Annotated in this window: 22 protein-coding genes; 11 read left to right on the top strand and 11 right to left on the bottom strand. The window is 62.2% G+C overall.

Going from position 1 to position 24,726, the window contains the following annotated elements; genetic code table 11:
• Nucleotides 1-27: 27 nt before the first annotated feature.
• From AAHA39_RS10830 to AAHA39_RS10805, 6 genes are all read right to left on the bottom strand, one after another.
• Entirely contained in the window at nt 28-963 is a 936-nt protein-coding gene (locus AAHA39_RS10830) for a LysR family transcriptional regulator (RefSeq protein WP_033114036.1), read from the bottom strand.
• An 83-nt stretch (nt 964-1,046) separates the two neighbouring features.
• Nucleotides 1,047-1,583, bottom strand: coding sequence for a glutathione peroxidase (locus tag AAHA39_RS10825; protein ID WP_320655966.1), 537 nt, complete (start codon nt 1,581-1,583; stop codon nt 1,047-1,049).
• A 59-nt stretch (nt 1,584-1,642) separates the two neighbouring features.
• A complete protein-coding gene (locus AAHA39_RS10820; protein WP_041209067.1) occupies nt 1,643-2,206 on the bottom strand; it encodes an NnrU family protein in 564 nt (187 codons plus the stop codon).
• Nucleotides 2,207-2,435: 229 nt separating this feature from the next.
• The gene (locus AAHA39_RS10815) at nt 2,436-3,569 is read right to left on the bottom strand and encodes a glycerate kinase (RefSeq protein WP_043850000.1); all 1,134 of its coding nucleotides are present in this window, start codon (nt 3,567-3,569) and stop codon (nt 2,436-2,438) included.
• Nucleotides 3,570-3,578: 9 nt separating this feature from the next.
• Nucleotides 3,579-4,841, bottom strand: coding sequence for a GntP family permease (locus AAHA39_RS10810; protein WP_041209065.1), 1,263 nt, complete (start codon nt 4,839-4,841; stop codon nt 3,579-3,581).
• A gap of 118 nt (nt 4,842-4,959) precedes the next feature.
• A complete protein-coding gene (locus AAHA39_RS10805; RefSeq protein ID WP_139395668.1) occupies nt 4,960-6,075 on the bottom strand; it encodes a sugar diacid recognition domain-containing protein in 1,116 nt (371 codons plus the stop codon).
• Nucleotides 6,076-6,270: 195 nt separating this feature from the next.
• On the opposite strand from AAHA39_RS10805, the gene AAHA39_RS10800 reads away from it, so the two are divergent.
• Both AAHA39_RS10800 and AAHA39_RS10795 read left to right on the top strand, forming a co-directional pair.
• The gene (locus tag AAHA39_RS10800; RefSeq protein ID WP_041209063.1) at nt 6,271-6,645 is read left to right on the top strand and encodes a YacL family protein; all 375 of its coding nucleotides are present in this window, start codon (nt 6,271-6,273) and stop codon (nt 6,643-6,645) included.
• A gap of 65 nt (nt 6,646-6,710) precedes the next feature.
• Nucleotides 6,711-7,001 carry a hypothetical protein gene (locus AAHA39_RS10795; protein ID WP_041209062.1) on the top strand — a complete coding sequence of 97 codons (291 nt, stop codon included), beginning with the start codon at nt 6,711-6,713 and terminating at the stop codon, nt 6,999-7,001.
• Nucleotides 7,002-7,061: 60 nt separating this feature from the next.
• Here the strand turns inward: AAHA39_RS10795 and AAHA39_RS10790 are convergent, their stop codons facing one another.
• A complete protein-coding gene (locus AAHA39_RS10790) occupies nt 7,062-7,802 on the bottom strand; it encodes a substrate-binding periplasmic protein (protein WP_320655965.1) in 741 nt (246 codons plus the stop codon).
• Between the two features lie 119 nt (nt 7,803-7,921).
• Between AAHA39_RS10790 and AAHA39_RS10785 the strand changes: the two genes are divergently transcribed.
• The 3 genes from AAHA39_RS10785 (at nt 7,922) to AAHA39_RS10775 (ending at nt 11,053) form a co-directional block, all read left to right on the top strand.
• Nucleotides 7,922-8,752 carry a CPBP family intramembrane glutamic endopeptidase gene (locus AAHA39_RS10785; RefSeq protein WP_342690017.1) on the top strand — a complete coding sequence of 277 codons (831 nt, stop codon included), beginning with the start codon at nt 7,922-7,924 and terminating at the stop codon, nt 8,750-8,752.
• A 196-nt stretch (nt 8,753-8,948) separates the two neighbouring features.
• Nucleotides 8,949-10,265 carry a sphingomyelin phosphodiesterase gene (locus AAHA39_RS10780; protein WP_320656971.1) on the top strand — a complete coding sequence of 439 codons (1,317 nt, stop codon included), beginning with the start codon at nt 8,949-8,951 and terminating at the stop codon, nt 10,263-10,265.
• Entirely contained in the window at nt 10,262-11,053 is a 792-nt protein-coding gene (locus tag AAHA39_RS10775) for a hypothetical protein (RefSeq protein ID WP_320656972.1), read from the top strand. Before AAHA39_RS10780 ends, AAHA39_RS10775 begins: the two co-directional genes overlap by 4 nt.
• On the opposite strand, the gene AAHA39_RS10770 is transcribed toward AAHA39_RS10775, so the two are convergent.
• The gene (locus AAHA39_RS10770) at nt 11,037-12,257 is read right to left on the bottom strand and encodes a DEAD/DEAH box helicase (protein WP_320656973.1); all 1,221 of its coding nucleotides are present in this window, start codon (nt 12,255-12,257) and stop codon (nt 11,037-11,039) included. The two genes, AAHA39_RS10775 and AAHA39_RS10770, sit on opposite strands and share 17 nt — an antisense overlap.
• Nucleotides 12,258-12,403: 146 nt before the next feature.
• Here AAHA39_RS10770 and AAHA39_RS10765 point away from each other — a divergent pair, with 146 nt between their 5' ends.
• On the top strand, nt 12,404-13,222 hold the full coding sequence (locus AAHA39_RS10765; protein ID WP_320656974.1) for an ABC transporter substrate-binding protein: 819 nt from the start codon (nt 12,404-12,406) through the stop codon (nt 13,220-13,222).
• 58 nt (nt 13,223-13,280) lie between these two features.
• On the opposite strand, the gene tpx is transcribed toward AAHA39_RS10765, so the two are convergent.
• Nucleotides 13,281-13,781 carry a thiol peroxidase gene (gene tpx, locus AAHA39_RS10760; RefSeq protein WP_041209055.1) on the bottom strand — a complete coding sequence of 167 codons (501 nt, stop codon included), beginning with the start codon at nt 13,779-13,781 and terminating at the stop codon, nt 13,281-13,283.
• A 230-nt stretch (nt 13,782-14,011) separates the two neighbouring features.
• On the opposite strand from tpx, the gene AAHA39_RS10755 reads away from it, so the two are divergent.
• A complete protein-coding gene (locus AAHA39_RS10755) occupies nt 14,012-16,444 on the top strand; it encodes a zinc/cadmium/mercury/lead-transporting ATPase (protein WP_320656975.1) in 2,433 nt (810 codons plus the stop codon).
• 200 nt (nt 16,445-16,644) lie between these two features.
• Here AAHA39_RS10755 and pulA read toward each other — a convergent pair whose 3' ends face one another.
• The gene (pulA, locus tag AAHA39_RS10750; RefSeq protein WP_320656976.1) at nt 16,645-20,322 is read right to left on the bottom strand and encodes a pullulanase-type alpha-1,6-glucosidase; all 3,678 of its coding nucleotides are present in this window, start codon (nt 20,320-20,322) and stop codon (nt 16,645-16,647) included.
• A 266-nt stretch (nt 20,323-20,588) separates the two neighbouring features.
• On the opposite strand from pulA, the gene AAHA39_RS10745 reads away from it, so the two are divergent.
• Complete coding sequence (locus tag AAHA39_RS10745; RefSeq protein WP_041209053.1) at nt 20,589-21,002, top strand: hypothetical protein; 414 nt, start codon at nt 20,589-20,591, stop codon at nt 21,000-21,002.
• A 53-nt stretch (nt 21,003-21,055) separates the two neighbouring features.
• Here AAHA39_RS10745 and dmeF read toward each other — a convergent pair whose 3' ends face one another.
• Nucleotides 21,056-22,015 (bottom strand): CDF family Co(II)/Ni(II) efflux transporter DmeF, encoded by a 960-nt coding sequence (gene dmeF / locus AAHA39_RS10740; protein WP_320656977.1) that lies wholly within the window; start codon nt 22,013-22,015, stop codon nt 21,056-21,058.
• Nucleotides 22,016-22,086: 71 nt separating this feature from the next.
• Here dmeF and AAHA39_RS10735 point away from each other — a divergent pair, with 71 nt between their 5' ends.
• From AAHA39_RS10735 to AAHA39_RS10725, 3 genes are all read left to right on the top strand, one after another.
• Entirely contained in the window at nt 22,087-22,362 is a 276-nt protein-coding gene (locus AAHA39_RS10735; RefSeq protein ID WP_033114018.1) for a metal/formaldehyde-sensitive transcriptional repressor, read from the top strand.
• Between the two features lie 168 nt (nt 22,363-22,530).
• Nucleotides 22,531-23,727 carry an amino acid aminotransferase gene (locus tag AAHA39_RS10730; protein WP_201908871.1) on the top strand — a complete coding sequence of 399 codons (1,197 nt, stop codon included), beginning with the start codon at nt 22,531-22,533 and terminating at the stop codon, nt 23,725-23,727.
• Between the two features lie 61 nt (nt 23,728-23,788).
• Nucleotides 23,789-24,721, top strand: a complete 933-nt coding sequence (locus tag AAHA39_RS10725) for a LysR family transcriptional regulator (protein WP_320656978.1) — start codon at nt 23,789-23,791, stop codon at nt 24,719-24,721.
• Nucleotides 24,722-24,726 lie beyond the last annotated feature (5 nt).

Genomic DNA, 24,726 nt, shown 5'->3' with positions numbered 1-24,726 from the left:
AAATCGAGTGTTTCCATTTAAAAACAATTATTCCTCGCTGCCGGACAATCGACCACCGAGCCAGGGGGCCAGCCGCTGTTCCCAGTAGGGTTCCGGGCCAAAGCGAGCCTTGAGGAAATCGATGAAGAGACGGATCTTGGGATCCAGATGTTCGCGCCGGGCATAGACGGCGTGGACCGCCATCTGCTGGTTCGGCCGCCACTCCGGCAGCAGCGGGATCAGCTTGCCGCTCTGCAACTCCTTGTCCAGCAAGTAGTTGGCGATGTAGGCGATGCCAAGCCCGGCCAGTGCCGCATCGCGCACCGCTTCCGCCATGTCGACCCGATAGTTGCCAGCAACCTGCACCGTCTGGCGCTCCTTGCCCTGACGGAACGACCACTGGTGATAGCGCCGCTCCCGGCTCTGATAGGTGATGCAGTTGTGCTGGGCCAGCTCTTTCGGGTGGAGCGGCGTACCGTGGCTCAACAGGTAATCCGGCGAAGCCGCCAGCACGAAGCCGATATCGGCCAGCCGCTGCCCGACCAGCCCTTCCGGTTTGTCCTCATATGTGGTCAGCCAGAGATCCAACCCTTCGTCCACCAGATTGGTTTTGTGATCGAACAGGGAGACCTCCAGCTCAAGCTCGGGATAACGATCCTGAAACGCCTTGAGATGGGGAATGACATGCAGACGGCCGAAAGATTGGCCCACCCCGAGATGGAGCACGCCACTCACCTTGCCGCGCCGCTCGGCGATCATCGAGTTCGCCTCCTGCGCCACCGCCACCAGCGCATGGCAGTGACGGGCATACTCCTGACCCAGCTCGGTCAGAGCGAAGCGACGGGTGGTGCGCTGTACCAGCTGGGCGCCAAGGGCGGTCTCCAGCAGCGCCAGCTGCTTGCTGATGTGAGACTTGGAGACGCCGAGACGACGGGCGGCAGCAGAGATACCCTGCTCGCGCACCAGCGCATCGAAGATCACCATTTGCGGAAGACGTTGCAGCACAGGATAACCGGGTTGAAAGAGCGGGAGCCCATTATTCCAGAGCTCCTCGCCAAGGGGTAGGGTCAGAGCCCCAACGCCCGGGTGACCTGCAGCTTGAGGGGATCATCGGACGGATTCTGGTTGGCGCCGTAGCTGGCAATCAGCTTGCCATCGCGCCCCACCAGATACTTGTGGAAGTTCCAGTTCGGTTCATCGCCATCTGCGGCCGCCGCCAGCCCCTTGAACAGCGGCACGGCATTAGAACCACGCACCGCCACCCGGTTGAACATGGGGAAGGTCACGCCATAGTCGCGACGGCACACCTCGGCGGTCTTGTTCTCGTTGCCCGCTTCCTGCCAGAAGTCGTTGGAGGGGAAACCGAGAATAATCAGCCCCTTGTCCTTGTAGCTCTGATAAAGCTTCTCCAGATCGCGAAACTGGCCGCTATAGCCGCAGTAGGAGGCGGTATTGACCACCAGCACCACCTTGCCCTCGGTCAGCTGACAGAGATTGTGGCGCTGGGTGCTGTTGAGCTCGCGCATCTCCACATTGAAATAGTCGGGACAGGCGGCAGATGCCATGCCGCTGCCAAGCAGCAACAACAGCGCGAACCATTTCATCGGCAATACTCCTTGTGGTTTTCTCTCTGATACGACCCTTGCGCCGGGGCGGTTCACTCTCAATGGAGAGGAATGCCGGTCAGCCAGCCGTGGCCCCAGAAGATGAGCAGCGCCGTAGCCGCCAGTCCGGCCCCGACACTGATGCCGGTACCGGTCCAGTTGGCCTCTGGGCGTGGATATTTCTGCCAGTCCCGCACCGAAATCCAGACGATGCTCACCAGCGCCCACAGCCCGATACCGCCAAACAGCACCAGTGAACGCGCCTCGCTGTTGACCAGGAGGTGGGCAATGGCCCAGAGCAGGGTGCCGAGCAGCTGCGGATGAACCAGCCAGCGGCGCAAATGGTTGGGGCCCTGCCCCGAAAAAAAGAGAATGAGGGAGATGGGCATCATCCCCATCATGGCCAGCGGCCCCCAATCCGGCAGGAAATAGAGCGGAAATGGCCGGACAGTGCGCCAGCCGGCAATGATGCAGGCGATGGCAACGAAAACCAGCAGGGAGAAGAGCCCCTTGTAGCGATTTTCCCCGAGCCGCTCGCGCAGCCGTGCCCGATGCGCCGCTGCAAAACAGGGGTAGAGGTGGATCAGGGTAAACAGCGCGACGCCCAGAGTCAGCAGGATCATGGGTCTCTCCTTGTTCGTGTGGCTACCACTATGCCGGAAAGGGCGGAATGCGCCTATAGAAACCGCGCGACCCCATGGCATCGAACATGGAACTGGAGGATGTAACAAGAAAAAAGCCGATCACGGAGGATCGGCAAAGAAGTGCTAGGGCAGCCAGACATCTCCTGGGATGAGAGATGCCCCATACGGGAATATTGGGTGGCCGATGGCGCCCATCGGCCGAACCGGATCAACCCTTGAGCTGATAGAGTGCCGCGACGTTGCGCGCAGTCAGCTGAATGTTGGTGCTGGCGGTCTCCAGCGCTTCCGGCAGAGACATGGCACGGTTGACCACGGCGAACACCGCATCCAGCCCGTGCTCGTGCACCACACCGCAATCATCGGTCAGACAGCCGGAGATACCGATCACCGGCTTGCCGAACTGCTTGGCACAGCGTGCGACACCGATTGGCGTCTTGCCGTGGATGGTCTGGCTGTCGATACGACCTTCACCGGTAATGACCAGATCCGCATCGGCCACTTCATCGGCCAGTTTCAGGGCTTCGATGACGATCTGGATACCGGGCTTGAGCTCGGCACCGAGCAGACCAACCAGCGCGGCCCCCATACCACCGGCAGCGCCCGCCCCCGGAATATCCTTCACCTGCTTGCCAAGGGCCTGCTCGATGCAGTCGGCATAACGGGAAAGGTTGGCATCGAGCTGCTGCACCATCTCCGGGGTCGCCCCCTTCTGCGGGCCAAACACCGCGGAGGCGCCTTTCGGGCCGCACAGCGGGTTGTTCACATCGCACGCCACCTCGATAACCAGCTCGCCCAGACGCGGGTCCAGACCGCTCAGGTCGATGGTCGCGAGTTCGGCAAGACCGGCGCCACCCAGCTCGATGGCTGAGCCATCGGCTTTGAGCAACTTGCCGCCGAGCGCCTGGATCATGCCGGCACCACCGTCATTGGTGGCGCTGCCGCCGATACCGAGGATGAGGTGCTTCACCCCCATCTCCAGTGCGGCCAGGATCAGCTCGCCGGTACCGAAGCTGGAGGTGAGCAACGGATTGCGCTGCTCGGGAGCGACCAGATGGATACCGGAGGCGGCGGCCATCTCGATAACGGCGCGCTGGCCATCGCCCAGCAGGCCGACAAAACCCTGTACCTTGTTGCCAAGGGGGGCGGTCACTTCGACCGGCAGAATGCGACCACCGGTGGCATCGACCAGCGACTGCACCGTGCCCTCGCCGCCATCGGCCATCGGCAATTTGACGTAGGTGGCGTTTGGCAACACCTGTTTGAAACCGGCCTCGATGGCATCAGCCACCGCCATGGCGCTCAGGCTCTCCTTGAATGAATCGGGGGCAATAACAATTTTCATATCAATTCCTTAGGCGAGGCCAAACACGCCAAACATCAGGGTAGAGACAGCTGCAATGGTCAGACCGACTGCGGTTTCGTAGGGGATAAGCTTGAGTCGCTCGCCCACGCCCATGTGGACGCTGCCGCCAGTAGCATGGAAGAAGGAGCCGTGGGGCATATGGTCAAACACGGTGGCACCGGCATGGATCATGGCGGCACCCGCCAGCGCGCTGACGCCCAGTTCAAGCAGGGTGGAGCTGAATACGTTGGAAGCAACCACAGTACCGGCTGTGGTCGAGGCGGTTGCCAGCGACATCAGGGCACCGGAGATGGGGGCCAGCAGGTAAGAGGGCAGGCCGGAGGCGGTCAGGCCGCTGATCAGCACATCTTTCAGGCCTGAGTTGGCGATGATGCCCGCCAGAGTACCGGTACCCAGCAGCATGATGGCCACCGGCGCCATGCGGGAGAGACCGGAGACAGCAAACTGGTTCACCTTGCTGAACTTGCCCATCATCAGGGCACCGACCAGACCACCGAGCGGCAGTGCAATCAGCGGATCCACCACGATACCGGCGACCGGACGCAGGGCCAGCAGCAGGATGGCAACCAGCGGCGCACTGATGGCGGCGGCAAAGCCCGGCAGTTTGGTGCCCTCGAAGCTCACCACCTCGTCAGCGGCAACCTTGCTGCCCTTGTTGTTCAGACGCTTGGCCAGCCAGTAGGCCATCACCAGACCAAACAGGCCCGGGATGATGCCGGCCGCCATGACCGAGGTAAGGGGCAGGTGGAAGGCATCCGCAGCCGCGATGGCGTTGGGGTTGGGTGACATGACGTTGCCCGCCTTGCCGCCACCGATCATCGCCAGCAGGATGGCCGCCTTGGAGAGGTCGGCACGGCGGGCGATGGCCAGCGCAATGGGCGCCACCGTGATGACTGCCACGTCCACGAATACACCGACCGCAGTCAGGATCATGGTCGCCAACGCCAGCGCCAGCAGGGCGCGGGTCTCACCCAGTTTCTTGACGATGGTCTCGGCGATGGTGGTAGCCGCACCCGATTCGATCAGCACGCCGGCCAGTACGCCGGCCGCCAGGATCCGCATCACCGCAGTGGTGATCCCCTGGGCGCCGCCGATCATCAGGGCAACGGTCTGGCTGAGATCGGCGCCGCCGATCAGGCCGCCGGCGAGCGCGCCGACGATCATGCCGTAAGCGGGCGGTACCTTCTTCAGAATGAGGAAGATGGCGATGGAGAGCGCCGCGATGGCGCCAAGGGCAGTAACCGGGATCATGACGGACACCTTCAATGGGAGTGAATGGCCGCCATTATGGAGATCTGCAATCAGAATGCTTTGGCCAAATGGCCAAATATTGCGTCATTGAACAGGTTTCATTTGTCCATTTGAACAATCACAAGTCGAGATTAAGGCCGAGATAGAGCAAAAATTTGTCGTCTAACTTGTTGAAATTCAATCCGGTTATCTGCTCGATCCGGCTTAGCCGGTAACGCAGGGTATTGGGGTGAATGAACAAGGCCTCGGCACAGCGATGCAGATCACAATCCTGCAAGAAATATTGGCGCAGGGTCTTCTGCAGCGCCCCCTTGCCATCTTCCCGGGCCAGTTTCTGCAGCGGTGTGCGCAGCTGATCCGCCTGCCAGGAGTCCGCCAGACTGCCGAGCAGCACCGGCAAGCGGTAATCCTCGAAGAAGTAGACCTGCTTGCGCGGCGCTTGGCGCATGCCACGGCGCAATGTATCGCGCGCCGTCTGGTAGGAGCGCGCCAGGCCGTCGATCCCGGCGAAGTAATCCCCCACCCCGATCCGCACCTTGAAATGGGGGATGCGTGCCAGCAGCTGCCTGATGCGGCTGCGCTCCTGCGCCGATTGCCAGAGGCCGTCGCTGAGCTGGGCCGGTTTTAGCACCACTATCTCGTCAAGGCCGTTGATGGCCACCAGATTGTCCCGCTCCGGGTTCTCCAGCAGATGTACCAGCTCTCGCAGCCGGGCCGGGTCACTCTCCTCCAGTGCCAGCACCGCCACCACCCGCGGCTGGCCGAGATCGAGCCCGAGGAAGCGAGCCGCTTGCTGCAGCTGATCGACACGCCCCTCGCCGCGGATCAGCTGCAGCACCAACTCCTCCTTGTGGCGCTTGTCCCACTGCAGCTGTTCGGTGAGCGCCGCCTGCTCCAGGATCAGCTCGGCAGTCATTCGTACCAGCTCGGCGTAAGCTCGAACGATGTCCGGATCGCCGGAGATACCGATGACCCCCAGCAACTCCCCCTGATAGGCGATGGGCAGGTTGATACCGGGACGCACCCCCTTGAGCTCGCGGGCGGTCGCTTCGCTGATCTCCACCACCCGGTTCTCGGTCAGCGCCAGCACGGCCCCCTCGTGACGCTGATGGAGCCGCTCCGGATTGCCGGACGCAATGATGAGACCGTGTTCATCCATCACGTTGACCGAGAACGAGAGGATCTTCATCGCCCGGCTCACAATCTGGCGCGCCAGGGTATCGTTTAGCTGCATAACATCTCCAAAGAAGGGACTCGGCAACCCGCAGGAAAGCGCCTGCTACGGGGCAAAGATGCCACATCATCAAGACAAGCGAGAGGGGGATCGCTAGAATAGGCCACTTTACCCGATGTGAGCCCGCCATGGAGCAGGATTTGGTGCTGCCACCACGGCTTCGTGCAGGCCCATCCCCCCGATTTGGAGTGCGCTATGGATTATGAATTTCGCCGCGACCCGTTCGGTGGTTATCGCGCCCGCTTCTCCATGGGCCATGAAGCCATCGGCCAGTGGCTGATCGACGAAGTGGGCAAAGATGAGGAGAAGATTGACGATCTCTTCGCCATCATCGACCAGCTATCCAGTCGGAGTCGCACCGAATACCGGCTCACCGGCGGGGATTACTCCCTGCTGCTGACCCACGAAGAGGCGGAGGTGAAGGCCAACGTCCTCAATATCGAACTGGGCGAGGATCTCGACGATCTCGCCTACTACGATGATGAACAGCTGGCCATGTGCGGGCTGGAAGACTTTGCCCAGGTGCTCACCTCCTGGCGCGCCTTTATCCGCAACGAGGATATGGGCTGATTGACCCCGTTTCGCTTATTCTGGTCGGCCACTGCGGTCGACCATCCAAACCAACAGGATTGACTATGTCTATTTACGATTTTGATGACGAGCTGCCGGAAGACGAGCAGGATCAACCGAAGAAACCCGCCCAACCCAAGAAGAAGGGCAAGCAGGTGCTGAACACTCAGGTCAACCTGAGCCCGCGCGATGCCAGCCGTCTGAACGGCATGCACGTTGAAGCAATCACTACCCTGGATGATGTCAGCCTGCCGAAGAACGTCATCTTCAAGGCTGGCCTGATCGCGTTGGGTGAGCTCGATGCCAACCAGCGCGCCGACATCATCGCCCGCGTCATCGCCGAATCAGGCCGCTAATCGCGTCCCTGAATAAACAAAGCCGGAGCCACTGCTCCGGCTTTGTTGTTTCTGACCCCCTTACTTGCAGCGAGGCGAGCGGGGCATGCTTCTTGGCACCAGCTTGTCGTAATGACCGCTGGCCCGACTCGCCGCCAGAGCCTCGTTGAACCGCTCGATCAGCTCCCGGCCATCGGGCGCCTTGCGCGAGACCATCAGATAAAAACTGTCGGTCTGGCGAAAATAGGGGAGCGGCTGCAGATAATTGGGATCGCCGAAGATCTGCATGCTGGCATCGGCGGTGACTGCATCGTTCATCGGCATCAGCTCCACCCGCTTGAGTGCCACCATCTTCAGGCACTGCGCCAGAGAGGCAGGACGGATCAGCTGCAGCGAAAAGCGGGCGATCACCTCGTCGGCATGACTGGTGCTCCAGCCCGCCGGAATGCAGACCCGCAGCCCCTGCCACTTGCCGTCCAGCACCGCATCGCTGCCCTGATAGGTGAACCAGGAGAGGTGATCGATATGGAGCGGGGCGCTGTAGTAGAAGAGCTTGGCCCGTTCGCTCGTCCAGGCGTAGGGGTAGGTGGCCGTCATCAGGCCATTGCGGGTCAGTTCATAACCCCGGTTCCAGGGCAGATAATCTACCTTCACCTCGTCATAACCGGCCTGGCGCAGCAGCGTTGTCACCAGCCGGGTGCTCTCCCCGCCATCCGCCAGCTCCTTGCCGCTATAGGGAGCAAACTCCCCGGTCGCCAGCAGCACGGGGGCTGCCTGCAACCAGGTGCACCAACAACAGAACAACCACAGATAGTGCTTCATCACCAACTCCCCCTTCACCCTGTGATGAGTATAGAGAAGGGGCCCGACCACCTGCTGCGCGGTTGTTCTCGCGGCGGCCCCTTGTTAAGGTGGCCGTTTGCCTCGACCAAGGAGATCCAATGTTACCCCTACCCGATTCGCTTATCTGGGGCGCGCTGGCGCTGGCCGTGCTGTTTGCCCTGCTGCGCCAGCGCCTTCCTGCGTTTGGCCTGCTGGGCCTCTCTCTGCTGCTGGCCCTCTGGCTGGGCCGCATCACGCCGCCTGCGCTGGTCATCACGCTGGCGGGATTGCTGCTGGCGTGGCGCACGCCCACCCTGCCCCCCCGCTGGGCGACCACGGCCAGAGTTGCACTGATTGTCTGGTCGCTTGCGCTGACCCTGCACTTCATACCGGGCTTCAGCAATCTCAAGGTGCTGGACAAGGTGCTCGCTGGCCCCGGCAGCGTGCCGTTCAACATGTACCTCAATCTGGACAAGCCGCTGCTGATCTTCGCCCTGCTGCTCGCCTTCCCGACCCTGCTCGGCAAAGGAGGGAGCATTCGCTGGCGTCCTCTGGCTCTGCTGATCCTGCCGCTGGCGGCGCTGTTCGGCATTGCCTGGCAACTGGGAGCACTGCGCCCCGAGGTGGGACTGCCCCACTGGTGGTGGCTGTTTGCCCTCAACAATCTGCTGTTCACCTGTGTGGCGGAAGAGGCGCTGTTTCGCGGCGCGATCCAGCAGGAGCTGGCAAGCCGCAGCAAACCCTGGTTTGCCATTGTGGCCAGCGCCCTGCTGTTTGGCGCCATCCACCTGCCGGGCGGCCCCCTGCTGGCGCTCTTCGCTACCCTTGCGGGCTGCTGTTATGGTCTGGCCTTCCGGCTAAGCGGCCGCCTCAGCGTAGCCATCGCAGTGCACTTCGCCTTCAACTTCGCCCATCTGGCGCTCTTCACCTATCCGCTGGCCCACCACTAACGCCTGCAGGCGCCCGACACGGGCGCCTTCTCTCGAAACGCCCTCTCTTCAAGCGTGCTGCCTTGCTCGCTTTACACCTCCACAAAGCTCCAAACAAAACCAATTCATTTACTTGTAACCAAAATGTAAACAAGCTGACCTCTGCATTCGCCATAACAGTCACTTTCCATTGCCCTGCCACCAAAAGGATCCTGTGATGCAGAAAACCCTCAGTTATGCCGCCCTGCTGCTGGTCAGCCAGTTCCCGCAACTGGCACTGGCCGATACCGATGTCTATCTCACCAACAACAGCCCTGAACCGCTCCAGATCGACATCCGCCAAAGCGGTACCGGCCAGCTGCAACCCGGCAGTCAGTGGCTTCAGCACCGCACCGAGCTGGGCCCATGGGAGAGTGCCATGGTGCTCAGCTTCAATCGCTATGAGGGGGTCAAGGCGGGCAAGAGCTATCTGTTCGAAACCCGCGTGACTACAGCGAGTGGCGACGTCTATCGCCTCAACCAGCTGATGGAGGGAACCTGGTGGAACACCACCTTGCAGCACGGTGGCGAGACGCCGACCAGTGCATCCGGCTGGCAAAACGATCGGGCGATCCATCGCGTTGCGGGGCCACAAGAGCTGGCCTTTGCCGCCAAGTTCACCGGCCGCTACGACGATCTGCACTATATGATCACGCCCCCCCAAAAACGGGAGCAGCCGGAACCGGCAGAAAACAGGCTCAAGGTGGCCAGCTACAACGTCTGGGCGCTGCCAGTGATCGCCTCCAGCATCGGTGAGCGGCTGGCTCTGCTGCCAGAGCATCTCAAGGGCTATGACGCCCTGCTGCTGCAAGAGGTGTTCGATGGCCGCCGCGAGGGCTTTTTGCAGGCGCTGGCGAAAGAGTATCCCTACCAGACCAAGGTGCTCGACAAGCCCGGGGTCAACGTCCACGACGGCGGCGTGGTGATCGTCAGCCGCTATCCCATAGTGCGGGAGGCACAACTGGTCTATCCCCAATGCACCGGCACCGACTGCTTCGCCGACAAGGGGGTGATGTACGCCGAGGTGATCAAGGGGGGCAAGGCGTGGCACCTGTTCGCTACCCACACAGCCAGCTTCGACACTGACGAGGCGCGCAAGCTGCGCCAGATCCAGTTCGGCCAGATCCGCGCGCTGGCTGCCAGCCTCAAGATCCCCGCCAGCGACACCGTCATCTATGGCGGTGACTTCAACGTCAACAAGCGCAAGTTTGCCGACGATTACGCCGGCATGCTGGCCAACCTCAATGCCGATGAGCCGACCTACGGCGGCTATACCGAAGCGACCTTCGATCCCAGGATCAACCCCTATGCCGGTGGGCCGCTCTCGGGCGGAGCCAACGTCGAGTATCTGGACTATCTGGTGGTGAGCCGGGAGTACGGCGCCGTACGCCACAACCTCAACACGGTCTGGATCCCGCGCAGCAACGCCGCCAGCCTCTGGCCCGCCAGCAACCTCTCCGATCACTTCCCGGTCAAGGGAGAGATAAGCCGATGAAACGTTACCACGGCTTGCTGGCGTTGACTGTACCGGCACTGTTGCTGTTCAACCTGTTCGGCGGACAAACAACACCAGAGCAGCGGGCTCCGGCCAGCCAGCCGACCCGACCAGCCAACGTGGCAGCTCAGGTGCCGCATTCTACGGTCGCCAGATCGCAGGCCACCACAGCGTCGTCTGCTCGCAGCGAACCACTGCCCGCCAGCTGGCGGGCTATGCCGGATGAGCTGAGCCAGCAGCTCGCCAGCGAGGTAAGCGACAGCGATCTGCCGCTGGCCGAGCGGCTTGCCAATCTGGAAGGGGCAGAGGCCCGCTGGCTTGGCGAGGGAGAGAGCCTGTATCGGCTGCAGGGGCGCTATGCGCTGGCGCTGGAGGAGCTGGCTCAGGAGAGCGAGCAGTTACCGCTGGCCGAGCGACTGGACGCCCTCAGCCGCTTGCAGGATCAGTGGGCAGCAGATCACCCGGATCTGGCGGGCGAGCTGTTCAACCCGGATGCCCGCTTGCAGCAGGCTCGCCAGCTGTGGGGGGATGAGGAGCTGGCGACGCTGGCTCGCCACTTCCTGCCAGCAGATCGAGCAGAGGCGAGCGTGCAGTTTGCCGCCAACCGCCAGCAACAGCTGGATCAGCGCAGCCGCTATCAGCAGCAGCTCGCAGCGTTGGAACAGCAGCTGGCCGCCGTGCAGGGGGCAATGGCGCCTGCCGCGTGGCAGCAGTACCGCGAAGAGCAGCTAAGCCGGTTCAGGCGCGATTTTTTCACCAACGAACAGAGAGTTAGCGCCGTCCCTTGAACTGCTTGACGCTCCGTTTGGCCTGAGTGCGACGATTGGCCTGCTTGTCGCGGGGTGGACGCTTGCCCTCCCCGCTGGCTGGCTGGTCGGTGACCGGGAAGCCGGCCAGCTCACTCTCCGGCAACTCACGTCCGGTAAGGGTGCGGATCGCAGTCAGCATATCGGCTTCACCATGACAGGTGAGCGAGATGGCGAGCCCGCTGCGCCCGGCCCGGGCGGTACGACCGATGCGGTGCACATAGATGGGGGCGCTGGCGGGCAGATCCAGATTGATCACCACCGGCAGTGCCTCCACATGGATGCCGCGCGCCATCAGGTCGGTGGCCACCAGTACCCGAACCTTGCCCGCCTTGAAATCGGCGAGAGCCTGCTCGCGCACCGCCTGCTCCTTTTCGCCATGGAGTGCCGCCACCGCGATACCCGCCTTGGCCAGCTTTCTGGCGACGCCGTCGGCATCATCCCGTGCACTGATAAAGACCAGTACCTGCGGCCACGCCTGCTCCTTGAGCAGGCTGATGAGCGCCGGCACCTTGCTGCTCTTGTTGACCAGATAGAGGCGCTCTTCGATATCGTCGGCCACGCTGTTGCGGGGATCCGCCTCCACCCGCTCCGGCTCCTTCAGCAGGCCAGTCGCCAACTCGTCGAGCTCGCCCGGCAGAGTGGCAGAGAAGAGCAGGGTCTGGCGCCCGACCGGCATGCCGTTCAGCAGCCACTGGATGTCAGGCCAGAAGCCCATCTCCAGCAGGCGATCAGCCTCATCCAGTACCAGAATGCGCAACCCGGCCAGATTCAGCAGTTGCTGACCCAGCAGATCCCTCAATCGCCCCGGCGTCGCCACCAGCAGTTGCGGCCCCTGCGCCAGCTCGGCCTGTTGCTGCTCCTGCGCCACCCCGCCACACAGGGTCACCAGCCGCACGCCCAGCTCATCGGCAAAACTTTGCAGCGCACCGCTCACCTGTGCGGCCAGCTCGCGAGTCGGCACCAGCACCACACCCTGCACCTCTGGCATGGCGGGATCCAGCCGCTGCAGCAGTGGCAGACCGAATGCCAACGTCTTGCCACTGCCAGTACGGGCCAGCGCCAGCAGATCCCGCCCCGCCAGCACGGCAGGGATGGCCAGTTGCTGCACCCGGGTCGGGTGCTTGAGGTCGGTTGGCAGGGCTGCCAGCAGAGCGGGCGCGAGGACGAGTTCGTTAAAGGTCATGGCGTTACGCAGATATCGGCTGAATGAAGAGGTGGAGGCGAAGTCTAGTGAGCAGGGAGAGATAAGTAAAACCCAATCCGTTATGGCACGGCAGGGAGAGGGGGATGGCTACACTTGTCCTGACCCTATGCAAAGAGTGAGAAGCCATGATCAGACACATCCCCCTCCTGCTGTTGGTTACCGCCCTGACCGGCAGCGTCACCCTCGGCCTCTCCCGCAGCACGGCGAGTGACACTGCCACCACTCAGGCCAAACCGGTTCGCATCATCAATGCCCACCTTGGCGAGCTACCGGGGCTGATCAATGCCGACAAGACGGGCCCTTTCGTCGATCTGGTGCACGCCATCGACGATCTCTACCCCGATGTAACTATCAAGATCACTATCTATCCCATTGCGCGAGCCATGGTCGGGGTGATCGCCGGCAAAGCCGATCTCGGCCTGCCCGCCATCCGCAATCTCAAGGATGTCGACATGCTGCCCTACCGCTTCAGCACCCGCAGCTTTGGCAAGGTGACCCATGTGATTTACAGCAATACTGCCAATCCGGTCACCACTGACATGGCTTATGGCATAGTTCCCACCAAACGGGATCTGCTGATCGAAGCCGTGCCCGACTATATGCCCTTCCCGGTACAGCGTTCGATGAGTATCGAGCAGTCACTGCGCAAGCTCTCTCGGGGTCGCATCGACGCCTTTGTCTGGGCTCAGGAAGAGGCGGATCTCATGCTGAAAAATCTGAAACTAACCAATATTCACCGTGAATTCTTTGGTGATTTCGAGGATGTATTCATCATCCAGAAAGGGGGGAACGGGGATGAAATGGACGAATTTTTAAGTCGCGCCATCGAGCAACTCGCCGCCTCCGGCAAACTGGCCGAGATTTACGAGAAAATCCACCGACCCTATGTGGATTGGCAACCATCCCCGCTCGCCAGGGCCGAATCGGTAACCACCAAGCCCTGAACAGGTTCTCTCCCCATAAAAAAATCCCGCCAAGGCGGGATTTTTTACGCTCTGCCTCTTACAGCACGGCCAGCGCGGCGGCGTAATTCGGCTCGTCGGCCACTTCGGCCACCAGCTCGCTGTGCAGCACCTTGTTCTCTTCATCCAGCACCACGATGGCACGGGCAGCCAGACCTACCAGCGGGCCGGAGGAGAAGGCCACGCCGTAATCCTGCAGGAAGGCGGCACCACGCAGGGTGGAGAGGGTTACCACCTTGTCCAGACCTTCGGCGCCGCAGAAGCGGGACTGGGCGAACGGCAGGTCGGCGGAGATGCAGAGCACGACGGTGTTGTTCAGGGCGCTGGCCTGCTCGTTGAACTTGCGCACAGAGGTGGCGCAGGTCGGGGTATCGACGCTCGGGAAGATGTTCAGGATCTTGCGCTGACCGGCGAAGCTCGCCAGGGTCAGGTCGGAAAGATCCTTGGCCACCAGAGCGAAAGGCTTGGCCTGCTCACCGGCAAGCGGGAAGTGGCCAGCGACGGAAACCGGGTTGCCTTGCAAAGTGACTGAGTTGCTCATGTGTCATGTCCTTTATTGGTGTTGTAAAAATCAGGCCTCCCAGTATAGGCGTGCCCGGGGTACACAAACACCCGCCAACCACAGGGATATAACGGGAAAAATGGCGGCTCCCCGGCATAACCATCAACGCGATAAAAAGGGGGTTGACCTTGGATATAACACCAAGGTTTACACTCGCCTCAGTTATTCAGGATCCCGCAGGGGCGGGTTCCAGCCAAGAGGAACACACCATGAGCAAATCCTGCTGCTCCACCCAGCATGCTGCGGCCCCCATCAAGGCTGTCAGCAAGGCCAGCTCCACCGAGCACCAGCATAACAGTCACTGCTGTGACAATGCCGCGCCGGTCAGCTGCTGTGGCGGCGCCACCTCTCATGATCATCAGGATCTCGAGAAGTGCGACTCACCGGGAGATGAAGAGCCCCCCCTAGGCGGCGCGCACTCCCGGAGCTGCTGCACAGCGAACTCATCCCATGACCATGACCATGACCATGACCATCATGATCATGACCACGATGCGCAGGCTCCTGTCGAGCCGCTGACCGCACCGGCGCAAGGCAACAGTCGCCACAGCTGGCAGGTGTTGGGGATGGATTGCCCCAGCTGCGCTCGCAAGATCGAGACAGCCGTCAGCCGCGTCAACGGTGTCCAGCAGGCTCGCGTGTTGTTTGCCACCGAGAAGCTGGTGGTGGATCTGGCCCCCGGCCTCTCCCCCGATCCCGTCACTGCCGCCGTGCTGGCCGCCGGTTTTCAGCTCAAGGGCGAGAGCAGCGGCAAGCAGGAGCCCGGCCGTGAGCGCGGCCCGCTGCAGACCCTGCTCACCAAATATTGGCAGCCACTGTCGCTGGCAGGCCTGATGCTGGTGGCGGCCCTGCTGCCGAGTGAAATTGGCCAACCGCTCTTTACCCTGGCCACCCTCTGGGGGCTGTGGCCCATCTCCCGCAAGGCGTGGGCGCTGACCAAGAGCGGCTCCCCCTTCGCCATCGAGACCCTGATGACGGTCGCCGCCGTGGGGGCCCTGTTCCTCGGCGAAACCGCCGAAGCGGCCATGGTGCTGCTGCTGTTTATGCTGGGCGAGCATCTGGAGGCCTACGCCGCCGGTCGCGCCCGGGCCGGGGTCACCGCCCTGATGGCGCTGGTGCCTGACAAGGCGTTGCGGATCCGTACCACTGCCGAAGGCGAGGTGCGCGAAGAGGTCGGCGCCGATGAGCTGCGTCCCGGCGACATCATCGAAATAGCTCCGGGTGCCCGTTTGCCGGCCGATGCCCGCCTGCTCGACCACCTCGGCGCCTTTGACGAGAGCGCCCTGACCGGTGAATCCATCCCGGTGGAACGCCGCCAGGGTGACAAGGTGCCGGCCGGCAGTCTGGCTGCCGATCGGGTACTGCGTCTTGAGGTGGTATCGGAACCGGGCAACAACGCCATCGACCGCATCCTGCACCTCATCGAGGAAGCCGAGAGTCAGCGCGCCCCTATCGAGCGCTTTATCGACCGCTTCAGCCGCTGGTATACCCCGGCCATGATGCTGGTTGCCCTGCTGGTAGTGCTGGTGCCGCCCCTTGTCTTCGGCCAGAGCTGGGATGAGTGGGTTTATCGTGGGCTGGCATTGCTGCTGATCGGTTGCCCCTGTGCGTTGGTCATCTCCACCCCGGCAGCGGTTACCTCCGCACTGGCGGCGGCAACCCGGCAGGGGGCCCTGATCAAAGGTGGTGCCGCACTGGAGCGATTGGCCCATATCGATACCGTGGCGTTTGACAAGACCGGCACCCTGACCCTGGGCAAGCCGCAGCTGACCGAGCTGGTGAGCCTCAATGGTCAGAGCAATGGCGAACTGCTGGCGCTGGCTGCCGCCATCGAGCAGGGCTCCCACCACCCGCTGGCCCGTGCCGTGGTGGCCGCCGCCAACGAGCAGGGGCTGGCACAGGCAGAAGCCCGCGATCTGCGAGCCCTGCCGGGCATGGGTGTTGAAGGGCGCATCAACGGCGAGCTGTGGCAACTGCTGGCACCGAGCCGGATAGCTACGCTGAGCAAAGATCAACAGGCCCAAATTGCCATGCTGGAGCAACAGGGCAAGACGGTGGTCGTGCTCTGCCAGAGCAGCAGCGAACAGGCTCTGCCGGTGGCCCTGCTGGCCCTGCGGGATCAGATCCGGCCGGAAGCGGCAGAGGCGCTGCAAGAGCTCAACCGACTCGGCCTGCAGAGCATCATGCTGACCGGGGACAACCCCCGCGCCGCCGAGGCCATCGCCGGTGAACTTGGGATGGGCTGGCGCGCCGGCCTGTTGCCGGAGGGTAAGGTCGATGAAATTGCCAAGCTCGCCAGCTCGCAGAAAGTCGCGATGATCGGCGATGGCATCAACGATGCCCCGGCCATGAAGCGGGCCAGTATCGGCATCGCCATGGGGGGGGGCACCGACGTGGCACTGGAGACCGCCGATGCGGCGCTGACTCACAACCAGCTCGGCGGTATCGCCGCGATGATCCGCCTCTCCCGCTCGGCGCTGGCCAATATTCACCAGAATATCGCGCTGGCACTGGGACTGAAGGCCATCTTCCTGGTCACCAGTCTGCTCGGCATCACCGGCCTGTGGATTGCGGTGCTGGCCGATACCGGCGCCACCGCGCTGGTCACCGCCAACGCCCTGCGCCTGCTGCGCAAGCGTTAAGCCAGCCGACAGCATCCCAACCAAAAGTCGTCCCCCAACCGGGGCGGCTTTTCTTTTTCCTCTCATTGCGCCCGTAAAAGAAAAAGCGCGCCTGCCGGTCGGCAGTCGCGCTTTGCTTACTCTCTCGGATTATCCCACCCTTGGCGAGGTGGAATTCAACCCGGGGACGCCGAGCCATCCCCCGGGCTCAATGGGTTTACCTAGGGGGTTGCATCCGCCACGCTGACGCTCAGGGTCGGCTTCTCCTTGTCCATGGCGGTAAAGACAAACTTGTAGTTACCCGCCTTGCTCAGGGTCATACCGACGTCACTCCCCCCTTTGCACAGGGTAAGAGGGGCTGAAACGGTCAGCACATCGCTCGGCGCACACTTGCCGTAGTTGGCGATGTTCCAGCTGGCATCAGCGATCTTCAGGGTGGTCTGACCCAATTGGCCATCGGTGACCGGCATGGTCAGCCCGTACATGTAGTTGCCATCAAAACTCATCTGGTTGACCGCATCCCACTGACCCAGGAAGCCACGCACAAAGATGCCCGTGTTGCCAAACGGTGGCAGGGTGCTCAGGTCGGTTTTCTTGCCAAGCGGCAGACCCGCCCCCTGCGCACCGGACTGCGGCTTGACGAACACAGCGGCCGACCAAGCCCCCAGCGTCAGGGTGCCGCCACTGACAGCGGCATCGCGGGCGATGCTGTTGCCAGCGTGGTGAGCGGAGCTCAGTTGCAAGCCGCTCAGGTCGATGGGCTGATCGTTGCCATCACGGAAGTCGCCGATGCTCTGGCTCTGGTTGGTGGCGTTGATCATCACCACCAGACCGTCGATGGCCGGATCCAGATCCGCCCCTGCATTGACGCCGTCATCCACCGTCATCACGATGAGGCCGGGCACCTGAGCCGGGCCGGTATTGCGGAAATCGACCCGCTTGATCACCTCGGCCCCGCTGCCCAGACGCAGCAAACGCGATGATTTGCGCAGCTCCGCCAGCTCCTGATAGAAGCCAACCATGGTCTCCATGTCGGTGCCATTTGGCTTGCCATTGAGCGTCAGCACCCTCTCGATCAGCGGATAGTTGTCGCCATCCTTATCCTTGCGCGGCAACCCCTTGTCGAAGTTGTTGTCGGCAAGGGTGTAGTCGACCTTGTTGTACCAGTCGCCCGAGTCGTAGCTGTCCCGCTCCATGGATTTGGATCGCAGCAGCTCGACACCGGCGTGGGTGAAGGGGATACCCTGCCCCAGCATGGCGGTGGCGAGCGATACCCCCTGCATCCGCACCAGATCGGCGCTGGCAGGCGCCTTGTAGCTCAGGTTGTCGAACAGGGTCTGATTGTCGTGCTTGTCGACATAGTTCTGCACCTCCCCCGGATCCTTGGCATAACCGGCGCTCTGGCCGTTGTAGTCGATCTCGGAGCCCTTCTTCGGCACCCCGTCCTTGTCGGTCAGGACGAAATCCCTGAGGTTGCCCGCCATGCCAAGACGCACCAGATCCGCCAGATGGAGTGCCTGATCCCTGGTCACCTTGCTCGCTTCATTGGGGTAGACAAAGGCTCCGTTGCCAAAGCCCTGAGTCTCGCGAATGGTATCGCCACCGTCGAACGGACTGCCGCCGCGCACCGCATCCCGCAAGCGGTCGGAGAAGGAGCCGATGCCGGTGCCGCCCAGATGCTTCTGGGTAGCCTGCACGAAGCGCTTGTCATCCTGCACCTCGCCAAAGTTCCACCCCTCGCCGTAGAAGTACATATCCGGGTTGACCTTCTTCACCGCGGCCAGCGCCTGCACCATCTGATCTTTCGGGTGGTGGCCCATCAGGTCGAAGCGGAAGGCATCGATCTTGTAGTCCCGCGCCCAGGTGACCAGCGAGTCATCCATCAGCTTGGCGAACATGGCGTGCTCCGGCGCCGTGTTGGAGCAGCAGGTGGAGTTCTCCACCGAGCCGGTCTCCGGATTGAGGCGCTGATAGTACCAGGGCACTATCTTGTCGAGCACCGACTTGGGACCCAGCCCGGATTCGTTGGTGTGGTTGTAAACCACATCCATCACCACGTTCATGCCGATATTCTGCTTGATGGCCTTGACCATCTCGCGGAACTCAAGGATACGCTGGGTGCCCTCGGCATTGGTAGCGTAGGAGCCTTCCGGCGTAGTGTAGTGGTAAGGATCATAACCCCAGTTGAAGGAGTCGACACCGCGCAGATAGCCGGAGAGCTCCTGCACCTGCGGGTTATCCTTGCTGTCGCCCGACTTGAGCGTATCCAGCACCTGGCCGACTGTCTGGCCGCCACCGCAGTAAGTGCCAAACTTGGATGTTTTCACATCCGGATTGACCTGACAGAGCTTGCTGAAGTCATCGCCGATATTGGCCACCTTGGCCGGATCCTCGTTGACGGTAGCGATATCGAACACCGGCAGCAGGTGCAGGTGGCTGACGCCGCTCTTGGCCAGCGCCTGCAGGTGGGCGACCGGCTTGGTGCCATTATCGGTCAGGCCAAGGAACTTGCCGCGGTGCTCCACCGGGGTGGAATCATCGTTGCCGGTCAGATCGCGGACATGGGCTTCATAGATGGTAATATCGGCTGGATTCTGCTGGCTGTGGGGCGCCTTCAGGCTATCCCACCCTTCCGGCTTGAGGGCCGGATCGTTGAGATCCACCACCTGACTGAACTCGGAGTTCATCGCGAGGCTCAGGGAGTAGGGGTCGGTCACCTCGTAGTGCTCGACTTTGCGGCTCAGTGGGTGGTACACCTCCATGTCGTAGCGGTAGAACTTACCGATCAGCTCGCTCCCCCCTTCGTAACTCCAGCTGCCGCTGGCGCTGTCAAAGGTCATCGCCACCTCGCCACTCTTCTGGTGACTGGCATTATAGAGAGCCAGCTTGACCGATTTGGCTGTCGGCGCCCAGAGACGGAAGGTGACCCGGTTGCCATCTACCACGGCACCATAGCTAAGCTTGGTCGCTTCGGTCGCATAAAGGGCATCGAGGGCGCCGGCGCTCTGTACCAGGGTTGCCCCCTGCAGAATGCCGTCGGCATCGGTGCCGATAGCCACCAGCTCCCCCTTGAGCAGGGGCTTGAGATCTTTACCGGCGGGCAGGGCGAAAGCAGCCGCATCTTTGAGGTGCGGATATTTGGCCTGCTGCTCGGCGGTAAGGCTGGTCGGGGTCAGCGTGATATAGGGGAAGTCAAATACCCCGGCAGCATTGGCCTTGATGGATCCCGTGTCGGTGTAATAGAGGCGAACATGGGGCTTGTCCTTGCCCCCTTGCCAAATCAGGGTGTTGCCATCGATCAGATGAGCGCTGGCACCTGCCACGCCAAACGCGGCGGTGAAGGCGTCGGCGCGGCTGCCAAACACCTCCTTCTTGCCCGCTACAATGGCCACGGTGCGATCCGGATGCTCCTTGAAGATCACCTTCATATCGCTGCCGGTCAGGTTGGCCAGATCGCCGTTGCGAGCGATAAAGTTGATGCAACCTTCCAGCTTGCTGAGCGGCACCACCCAGGCCGGGCCAAAGCTGTCAGCCGCTGCAGGGCTCTTGCTCTTGTCGTCCCAACCGCTGTTCAGGCCGCTCGCCTCGGTGGCAGAGCAGGCCTCGTTGTTCCAGAGATGAAGGCTGTAGCTGGCAAAGGGCCCTTGGGCACTTCTGGCCGCTGCTGTCTGGGTATCGACCAAGGCGATCACCGCCTGATTGTTACCGGCCATCAGCAGCTCTTTGGGGGGATCCATCTTTGGTAAACGGGCAACAGGCCCATCAGTCACTTCAGGTGTAGGCGGTGTAGGGGGGACGGGTTTCACACCGGAGGTGTCTGAGCTGTTGTCATTACAGCCAGACAAAAGCATGAGCAGTGAGGCTGTTACCAGCGCCACTTTGGTCTTTTTCATATCCATGATTTTTATAATTCCCGCTGTGTAGTTAGTCTCGATAATCGAGCACCCGGTCATTGCCAGGCGGTGCCATCTTAATCAGCCAAAATCGTTGCAAATGTGAGCAGGCAGGCAGAAAAGCCAAACTTTTTCAACAAGATAACGTTTTCAGATGGAAACTTGGATCCGGCTCACAGACCCCGCGGCAATTTGGCCTCATATCTGGCTAACGGTGGTCACCGGGTCGGGAAAAGCAATTTTCGATCAAGTGGATAGAGAAGGAGCAGGTGATGAAAAGGATTGAGGAACAGGCGCAACGGCTGGATCTGGAGTACCAGGCGATCGGTCAGCTGTTCGACCAGTTTTGCCAGCAAGCTGGCACCCTGGCCGAGCAGTATCACTTCTTCAACTGGCCCGACTATGAGGACTCACCTCCCCTGAGCCGTGCCTTCACTCTGCTGGGAGAGCCCCGCGAGCTGCGGCTGCGCTGCCAGCCCGGCGAGCGCGGCGCCCTCAACGGTCTGCTCCAGGTGGTAGCCGAAGATGGTACCGTCGATGCAAGCCTTGGCTTTGGTGCCGACGGACAGCTGCTGCTGGAGTCAGGCAAACTGCTCGACAACCCACCGCAACTGCTGCTCAAGCTGCTGCTGGGCGCGGTCTGGCAACACAAGCCCCAGGAGGAGAGCACCGGGCAGCCGCACTGACATCAGAGAGCCAACGGTATTGAAACCGGGGGGCCAAGGCCCCCTGTTTACTTTTATTCGGTTGCAATCTCGATGGTGACATGTACCAGCTCTTCATGGATGGCGAGCCGCTCGCGGATCTGGTTGGCCGACAGGGGCGCCATCATCAGCAGGGAGAGCACGCAGGCATACTGCTGCTGCCCCACTCGCCAGACATGGAGATCGCGGATCTCGGTCTCCGGCAGCTCGGCAATCACCTCGCGGATCTCTGTCACCAGCGGGGCGTCCATCTCGGCATCCAGCAGCACCCGGCCGGAGTCGCGCAGCAGCCCCCATGCCCATACAGCGACCAGTCCGGCACCCACTATGCCCATCAGCGGATCGAGCCAGTCAGCGCCCCACAACATGCCCCCCACCAGCGCCAGAATCGCCAGCACCGAGGTGGCCGCATCCGCCAGCACGTGGATGTAGGCGGCACGCAGGTTGAGATCCTGATGGCCGTGGTGATGATCGTGCGAGTGATCGTGGTCGTGATGATCATCATGGTGACCATGCCCATGGCCGTGATGATGGTGGTGACCGTGATCATCCTTGAGCAGCCAGGCACAGGCAAGGTTCACCAGCAGGCCGACGATGGCGATGGCGATAGCCTGCTGGTAGTGGATCGGGCTGGGATCCAGCAGCCGGAACACTGATTCGAACAGCATCATGCCGGCCACCCCCACCAGCAAGAGAGCGCTGGTGAAGCCACCCAGCACCTCGATCTTCCAGGTGCCGAAGCTGAATCTGTGGTCGCGGGCAAAGTGGCGGGCGGCGCGATAGGCCAATACCGAGAGACCGAGCGCCAGTGCGTGGGAGCTCATGTGCCAGCCGTCGGCCAACAGTGCCATGGAGTTGTAGAACCAGCCGCCGCCGATCTCCGCCACCATCATGATGACAGTGAGCAGCACGGCCCAGCGGGTCTTCTGCTCGGCCAGCGGATTGCCTTCGTGCACAACGGGTTGGTGGCAGTGGGATGAGGCGAGGGATGACATGAATTTCTCCTGAGAACGACAATGCAATATACTATACCCCAGTATAGTTTTATTGATCGAGAGGATCCTGCATGTCACACACCATCCACGACAAGAAGAAGCTGCTGGCACGAGTGCGCCGCATCAAGGGACAGGCCGGGGCGCTGGAGAGTGCGCTGGAGCAGGAGAGCGAGTGCGCCGCCATTTTGCAGCAAATCGCCGCCATCCGTGGCGCCGTCAACGGCCTGATGCTGGAGGTGCTGGAGGGACACATGCGCGAACACCTGGGAGCCGAAGAGGCGACCCACGCCGAGCGGCTGGAGGATCTGGATCAGGTAGTGCGGGTCTTGCGATCCTATCTGAAGTAAGGCCTGAGAATGGGGCTGCGGGCAGCCCCGCATCATCCCGTTTACAGCAGACCAGTGTCGGCCCGCCAGCCCTGCCCCTTTCTGACTTGAGCCCTCGCCGGCTTTACGCCATGATGAGCGCCGATCATTGATCGCCATACTCTGGATTCCATTTCGCAAGGACCCCCCATGTTTGAACACGTCGATGCCTATGCTGGCGACCCCATCCTGACCCTGGTCGAGACCTTCCACAAAGACACCCGCGAGCAGAAGGTGAACCTGGGGATCGGCCTCTATTACGATGAGCAGGGCCGCATTCCGCTGTTGCCGTCGGTGCAGCAGGCCGAAGCCCAGCGCGCCGCCGCCCCGGCCCCGCGCCCCTACCAGCCGATGGAGGGTGCCGCCAACTACCGCACTGCGGTGCAGCACCTGCTGTTCGGTGCCGACCATGAAGCGGTCAAGGCGGGACGTATCGCCACCATCCAGACCATCGGCGGCTCAGGCGCGCTCAAGATCGGCGCCGATCTGCTCAAGCGCTACTTCCCGACCTCCGAGGTATGGGTCAGCAATCCGACCTGGGACAACCACAAGGCGATGTTCGAGGGAGCCGGCATCAAGGTGCACGACTACCCCTACTACGATGCGGCCACTGGCGGCGTGCAGTTCGATGCGATGATCGACTGCCTGAGCACCCTGCCGGCCAAGAGCATCGTGCTGCTGCACCCCTGCTGCCACAACCCGACCGGGGTGGATCTCTCCCGCGCCCAGTGGGATCGGGTGATTGCGCTGGTGGTCGAGAAGAACCTGATCCCCTTTATGGACATCGCCTATCAGGGCTTCGGTGATGGACTGGAAGAGGACGCCTACGCCATCCGCGCCATGGTGGCCGCCGGTGTCAGCTTCTTCGTCAGCAACTCCTTCTCCAAGAACCTCTCCTTCTACGGCGAGCGCTGCGGTGGCCTGTCGGTCATCTGCAAAGATGCCGAAGAGGCGGGCCGGGTGCTGGGCCAGATGAAGGCCACCGTGCGTCGCAACTACTCCAGCCCTCCCACCCACGGTGGCCAGATCACCGCGGCGGTGATGAGCCAGCCCGAGCTGCACGCCATGTGGGTCGATGAGGTGACCGAGATGCGCACCCGCATCAAGGCGATGCGCCAGAAGCTGTTCGAGGTGCTGAGCGCCAAGGTGCCGGGCCGCGATTTCAGCTACTTCATCAACCAGCGCGGCATGTTCAGCTACACCGGCTTCACCCCTGAGCAGGTAGATCGCCTGCGCGAAGAGTTCGCCGTCTATCTGGTGCGCTCCGGCCGCATGTGCGTGGCGGGCCTCAACAGTCGCAACGTCGACTATGTGGCTGACGCCATGGCGGCGGTGCTCAAGGGCTAATCCGCATCAGCCCCGCTTTGGCGGGGCTTTTTTGTCTGTTTCATTCGCTTGTGGAGTCTTTATGGATCTGATCGCACTCTCGAGATTGGGCGGTCGCCATCTGGTCACCCTGCACCTGCTGCTCGACAACCAGAGCGTCACCCGCACCGCCGAGCGGCTCTGCACCACCCCCTCTACCGTCAGCAAGACCCTCAACCAGCTGCGTGAGCAGCTCGGCGATCAGCTGCTCTACCGCCAGGGCAACCAGCTGCTGCTGACCCCCTTTGCCGAACGACTGGCCCCGACCCTGCACCGACTGGTGAGCGAGCTGAGCGGACTGACCCGCCAGAACGCCTTCGACCCCCAGCAGTGGCAAGGCACCTTGCGGCTGGGATTGCGCGAGAGTGTGATGAGCTGGCCGGTAGGGCCGATTTTGGGTCAGTTGATGAGAGAGGTGCCCGGCATGGAGCCGGAGATTTGGAACAAGGATGAGCAGGGGCTGGAGGCGCTGGCGGCGGGCAAGCTCGACTTCGTCATTCTGCCTCACGATCAGAGCCAGCCACTGCCGCGCCAGCAAGGGCTGGTGTGGGAGACACTCCGGGAGGAGCAGCTGGTCTGCCTGCTGCGTAAGGATCATCCGGCGCTGGCACAGCCATGGGATCTCGATGCTTACCTGAGCTGGCGCCACATCGCCATCCGCGACAGCGAGCTGGCCAACCCCTTCTTCGAGCAGAGTCTGGCCCAGCAGCAGGTACGTCGCCAGATTGGCGCCACCCTGCCCGATTTTGCCAGCGCCGCGGCCCTGCTACCTCACTGCGATCTCATTCTCACCGCCATCGGTGGCTGGGCGACACGCCTGGCCAGCCAGCAGGATCTGGCGATCCGGCCGGTCCCGTTCGATTACGGCAAGGTAAGCCACAGTCTGGTCTGGTATGGCCCGGCCGGCGATGGTTCGGCCCGCCACTGGTTCCGCCAGCGGATCCTGCAGCTGGGCCGGGAGTTGACGCCGCCCTGAACCGG

The sequence above is a fragment of the Aeromonas sp. SE22 genome (assembly GCF_038739755.1).
Lineage (GTDB): Bacteria > Pseudomonadota > Gammaproteobacteria > Enterobacterales > Aeromonadaceae > Aeromonas > Aeromonas jandaei.
This window is presented reverse-complemented; position numbering and strand designations above follow the sequence as displayed.

Bases quoted from the DNA above. Each gene is read 5' to 3' on its own strand.
- AAHA39_RS10770 (WP_320656973.1), bottom strand. From the start codon at position 12,257: ATGACCTTTAACGAACTCGTCCTCGCGCCCGCTCTGCTGGCAGCCCTG.
- AAHA39_RS10730 (WP_201908871.1), top strand. From the start codon at position 22,531: ATGTTTGAACACGTCGATGCCTATGCTGGCGACCCCATCCTGACCCTG.
- AAHA39_RS10790 (WP_320655965.1), bottom strand. From the start codon at position 7,802: ATGAAGCACTATCTGTGGTTGTTCTGTTGTTGGTGCACCTGGTTGCAG.
- AAHA39_RS10800 (WP_041209063.1), top strand. From the start codon at position 6,271: ATGGATTATGAATTTCGCCGCGACCCGTTCGGTGGTTATCGCGCCCGC.
- AAHA39_RS10825 (WP_320655966.1), bottom strand. From the start codon at position 1,583: ATGAAATGGTTCGCGCTGTTGTTGCTGCTTGGCAGCGGCATGGCATCT.
- AAHA39_RS10810 (WP_041209065.1), bottom strand. From the start codon at position 4,841: ATGATCCCGGTTACTGCCCTTGGCGCCATCGCGGCGCTCTCCATCGCC.
- AAHA39_RS10745 (WP_041209053.1), top strand. From the start codon at position 20,589: ATGAAAAGGATTGAGGAACAGGCGCAACGGCTGGATCTGGAGTACCAG.
- AAHA39_RS10780 (WP_320656971.1), top strand. From the start codon at position 8,949: ATGCAGAAAACCCTCAGTTATGCCGCCCTGCTGCTGGTCAGCCAGTTC.
- AAHA39_RS10735 (WP_033114018.1), top strand. From the start codon at position 22,087: ATGTCACACACCATCCACGACAAGAAGAAGCTGCTGGCACGAGTGCGC.
- dmeF (WP_320656977.1), bottom strand. From the start codon at position 22,015: ATGTCATCCCTCGCCTCATCCCACTGCCACCAACCCGTTGTGCACGAA.
- AAHA39_RS10830 (WP_033114036.1), bottom strand. From the start codon at position 963: ATGGTGATCTTCGATGCGCTGGTGCGCGAGCAGGGTATCTCTGCTGCC.
- AAHA39_RS10765 (WP_320656974.1), top strand. From the start codon at position 12,404: ATGATCAGACACATCCCCCTCCTGCTGTTGGTTACCGCCCTGACCGGC.
- AAHA39_RS10820 (WP_041209067.1), bottom strand. From the start codon at position 2,206: ATGATCCTGCTGACTCTGGGCGTCGCGCTGTTTACCCTGATCCACCTC.
- AAHA39_RS10815 (WP_043850000.1), bottom strand. From the start codon at position 3,569: ATGAAAATTGTTATTGCCCCCGATTCATTCAAGGAGAGCCTGAGCGCC.
- AAHA39_RS10795 (WP_041209062.1), top strand. From the start codon at position 6,711: ATGTCTATTTACGATTTTGATGACGAGCTGCCGGAAGACGAGCAGGAT.
- pulA (WP_320656976.1), bottom strand. From the start codon at position 20,322: ATGGATATGAAAAAGACCAAAGTGGCGCTGGTAACAGCCTCACTGCTC.
- AAHA39_RS10785 (WP_342690017.1), top strand. From the start codon at position 7,922: ATGTTACCCCTACCCGATTCGCTTATCTGGGGCGCGCTGGCGCTGGCC.
- AAHA39_RS10725 (WP_320656978.1), top strand. From the start codon at position 23,789: ATGGATCTGATCGCACTCTCGAGATTGGGCGGTCGCCATCTGGTCACC.
- tpx (WP_041209055.1), bottom strand. From the start codon at position 13,781: ATGAGCAACTCAGTCACTTTGCAAGGCAACCCGGTTTCCGTCGCTGGC.
- AAHA39_RS10805 (WP_139395668.1), bottom strand. From the start codon at position 6,075: ATGCAGCTAAACGATACCCTGGCGCGCCAGATTGTGAGCCGGGCGATG.
- AAHA39_RS10775 (WP_320656972.1), top strand. From the start codon at position 10,262: ATGAAACGTTACCACGGCTTGCTGGCGTTGACTGTACCGGCACTGTTG.
- AAHA39_RS10755 (WP_320656975.1), top strand. From the start codon at position 14,012: ATGAGCAAATCCTGCTGCTCCACCCAGCATGCTGCGGCCCCCATCAAG.